A 4,044-nucleotide genomic window follows, 5' to 3' on the forward strand; every position below is an offset into this window, starting at 1 on the left:
CTGCTGGACAGCCAACCGGAGCCGGCGGTGCGAGCGCTGGAAGCGGCGGAATAGGCCCCTCGCCCACCGCCTCGCTGCCCGGCGACAGCGAAGTCGTCCGCCTGCTGAACGTCGCCCTCAAGAACGAACTGACCGCGATCAACCAGTACTTCCTGCACTCGCGGATGCTGGCCGATTGGGGCGTATCGATCCTCGCCCATAAGGAATACGAAGAATCAGTCGACGAGATGAAGCACGCCGACCGGCTGATCAAGCGCGTGCTGTTCCTCGGTGGGCTGCCGAATCTGCAGGACCTCGGCAAGCTGCGCATCGGCGAATCCGTACGCGAGGTGCTGGGCTGCGATCTGGCGCTCGAACTCGACGCCCTCGGCACCCTGAAGGCCGGCGTCGCCCATAGCGAAACCATCGGCGATTACGTTTCGCGCGAGCTGTTCAAGGCGATTCTCGAAAGCGAGGAGGAGCACATCGATTTCCTCCAGACTCAGATGCGGCTGATCGAGCAGATCGGGATCGAGAACTACATTCAGCTGCAATCGAAGCCGAACGGCTCCTGACCGGCGCTGTGCGACATCGCGCGCATAGTATTGATTTGCATTCTTAAATCCCTCTTTTTGGGGTCCTAGCGGACCCTAAACCCGGCGCTGCGACAGTCTCGCAATTGTTCCGGCAGCCAGTTGCCTTACCCTAACGTCCAAGTGAAGTTGAGACGCAATCTCATTAACACGAGGGGGAAGGAAAATGAGAGCAACAGTGCGAGTCTTGGCGGCGATGGGACTCGGGTTGGCGGCGGTCGTGGGATCGGCAACCGCAGACGATGCGCCATTTCTCAATACCGATCCGGCATCGGTGATGGCCAAAGGCGATCATGCCGTGCAGCAATGGCTGAGCTGGGCCCACGGCCACTCCGGCGAAAGCTATAACGCCTTCGAATCCCTGACCGAGTTTGATTACGGCCTGACCGACCGCCTCCAGCTTTCGGCCACCCTCGCCTACGACTGGGACCGTACCCGCCCACCCGGCGGACCGACGGCCACCACCAGCGTCGTCGGGGTTCAGGGGGAAGCGATTTTCATCCTCGCCCGAACCGACCAAAGCCCAGTCGGAATCGCGGTGGCAATCGATCCGGCATGGGACGCCGGCTCGCGCGGCCTCGCCCTGCGGCTGCTGCTCACCAAGTACTTCGGCGGCTTCGAGAACGTTCTCAACATCAATTTCGAAAACGGCTGGGACAAAGACGGCGACGGCGGCTGGACCGAATCCGGCGCGGTCACGCTCAATTACGGCCTCGGCTATGCCCTCGACGAGCATTGGACCCTGGGGCTCGAGGTCGGCAACCAGTTCGCGTTCAGCCGGCTGGTGACCTCGGTCGATTTCGCCGATGCCGGTCTTACGGTCTTCCTCGGTCCGACCGTTGAATACGACTGCTCCCTGGCGGTGTTTACCCTCGGCGTGCAGGCGCAACTTCCGCTGGCAAGCGGTGGGAACGTGGCGGGCGGTTATCGCACCGACGCCGAACGCTGGCGCGCCGGCTTCCGGCTGGCCCGATCAATTTAAACCATCAATGCGCAACCAGTCTTCGCGCCCCTCCGGCCTTACGGCCACCACCCCCGCTATTCCGACCGGCTCGCCGGAACGCGATCCGCGGGGGAGGAAAGAAATAGAGCCGCGGCAATTCACCGACTGAACCGTTCTGCCCTGCACCTTAAGACTCTCCGGGCCAAAACCTCGGAGAGTCTCTTTGTTTAAGCGCACCGCTCTGGCCCTTGCGGCGATCGTCCTTACGCCCGCGTTTGCCGACGAAGGTATGTGGACGTTCGACAATTTTCCCGCCGCGCAAGTGAAGACCCGCTACGGCGTCGACGTGAACCGTGCCTGGCTCGATCGCGTCCAGGCGGGCGCGGTGCGGCTCTCCGGCGGCTGCTCGGCGTCGGTGGTTTCCAAGCAGGGCCTGGTGCTGACCAACGATCATTGCGTGCGCAGCTGCGTGCAGCAGAACTCGACCGCCCAGAACGATTACATCAAGACCGGCTACATGCCGGCCAAGCGCGAAGACGAAAAGCTGTGCCCCGGCATGCAGGCGGAAATCCTCGAGATCATCACCGATGTCACGGCCCGCATCAACACCGCCAGCCAGGGCAAGACCGGCGCCGATTTCCTGCACGCGCGCGACGTCGCCATCGCCGCGATCGAGAAGGACGGCTGCAAGGGCCGCGAGGACAAATACCGCTGCCAGGTGATCGCGTTCTATCAGGGCGGCCAGTTCAAGCTCTACGCCTATCGCAAATACTCCGACGTGCGGCTGGCGTTTGCGCCCGAAACCGGAATCGCGTTCTTCGGCGGCGATCCCGACAATTTCAATTTCCCCCGCTTCAATCTCGATTTCGGATTGGTGCGGCTTTACGAGAACGGCAAGCCGGCCGCCACGCCCAAGCATCTCAAATGGTCGGTCGCCAATCCGAAAGCCGGCGAGCCGGTGTTCGTGGCCGGCAATCCGGGCTCGACCTCGCGGCTGCTGACCGTGTCGCAGCTTGAGGCACTGCGCGACCTCGTAATGCCCGATACCCTGATCATGCTGTCGGAATATCGCGGCACGCTGACCCAGTTCTCGGCCGAAAGCCCCGAACACGCCCGTATCGCCAGCGCCAATCTGTTCGGCATCGAAAACAGCTTCAAGGCCTATCGCGGCCGCTTCGAAACCCTCAACGATCCGGCGATGATGGCCGCCAAGCGCGCCGCCGAAGCCGATCTGCGCGCCAAGGTGAAAGCGAACGCCCAGCTTGCAGCGGCGACCGGCGATCCGTGGAGCGAACTCGAAACGATCGCCAAGGTGCGCGCCGGACTGGAACGGCCGTATCTGTGGACCGAAACGCGCGCCGGTTTCCGTTCCGAACTGTTCTCTTATGCCCGCGCCATCGTGCGCGGCACCGCCGAACGCGAGAAGCCGAACGGCGAGCGGCTGCGCGACTACACCGATGCACGCCTGCCGCTGGTCGCCAAAAACCTGCTCGATGCGCGCCCGGTCTATCCCGATCTCGAACGCGTGAGCCTCACCTTCTGGCTGTCGAAGCTGCGTGAGGCGCTGACCGCCGATGCCCCCGCCACCAAGATTTTCCTCGGCAAGGAGTCGCCGGAAAGCCTCGCCGAAGCGCTGGCGGGGTCACGGCTGGCCGATCCCGCCTATCGCAAGGCGTTGTGGGATGGTGGCCGCGCCGCGGTGGAAAAAAGCGACGACCCGATGATCCGCTTCGTGCTCGCCACCGATCCGACCAGCCGCGCCATCCGCAAAGCCTATGAGGACAAGGTTGCGGCACCGACCGAACGCGCCAGCGAGAAGATCGCCCAGGCCCGCTTTGCCGTGTACGGAACGGCGAACTATCCCGACGCCACCTTCTCGCTGCGCCTCAGCTATGGCGCGGTGGAGGGCTGGAACGAGCACGGCACGCCGGTGGCGCCGTTCACCTACTTCCCCGGCCTCTACGACCGCGCCACCGGTAAATATCCCTTCGACCTGCCGGAGCGCTGGGTCGGCCTCAAGGACACGCTGAACGCCAAGACCGTGTTCAACTTCGCCAGCACCAACGACATCATCGGCGGCAATTCCGGCTCGCCGGTCCTGAACGCCAAGGGCGAGGTGATCGGCGCCGCCTTCGACGGCAATATCGAAAGCCTGGGCGGCGATTACTGGTATGACGGCAGCGTGAACCGGACGGTCGTGGTCACCACCGCGGCGATCACCGAGGCGCTGAAAAACGTCTATCACCAACCCGCCCTGGTGAAGGAGCTGACCGCGAAATAGGCTCCGGCTTGTGCTACACTTCCCGGACGGGTGCGTTGGGGCGCCCGCTCTTGGGGGGATACCATGAGAAAAGCGATCCTCGCGTTCGCGGGCTTTGCGGCATTTGCGGCGCTTCCGGCAGCCGCGCAAGACGCCATGGAAACGGTGGCGGTCACCGGCTACCGCGCCTCGGATTCGACCACCCTGCCCTATGTCGTCCTGACCCGGCGCGCCGATCATCTGTATACGTCGATCACCGTCGAAGACGA

General features: G+C 63.6%; 4 protein-coding genes. All 4 read left to right on the top strand.

What is annotated here, in order from left to right:
• Window positions 1-74: 74 nt before the first annotated feature.
• Complete coding sequence (gene bfr, locus AC1P6P_RS04650; RefSeq protein ID WP_481401272.1) at window positions 75-554, top strand: bacterioferritin; 480 nt, start codon at window positions 75-77, stop codon at window positions 552-554.
• 184 nt (window positions 555-738) lie between these two features.
• Window positions 739-1,554 (top strand): hypothetical protein, encoded by an 816-nt coding sequence (locus AC1P6P_RS04655; protein ID WP_481401269.1) that lies wholly within the window; start codon window positions 739-741, stop codon window positions 1,552-1,554.
• Window positions 1,555-1,738: 184 nt separating this feature from the next.
• Window positions 1,739-3,796, top strand: coding sequence for a S46 family peptidase (locus AC1P6P_RS04660; protein WP_481401270.1), 2,058 nt, complete (start codon window positions 1,739-1,741; stop codon window positions 3,794-3,796).
• Window positions 3,797-3,859: 63 nt separating this feature from the next.
• Window positions 3,860-4,044, top strand: a 185-nt coding sequence (locus AC1P6P_RS04665) for a hypothetical protein (protein WP_481401271.1), incomplete at its 3' end; no start/stop codon positions are given.

Source organism: Rhizomicrobium sp. (assembly GCF_056722145.1).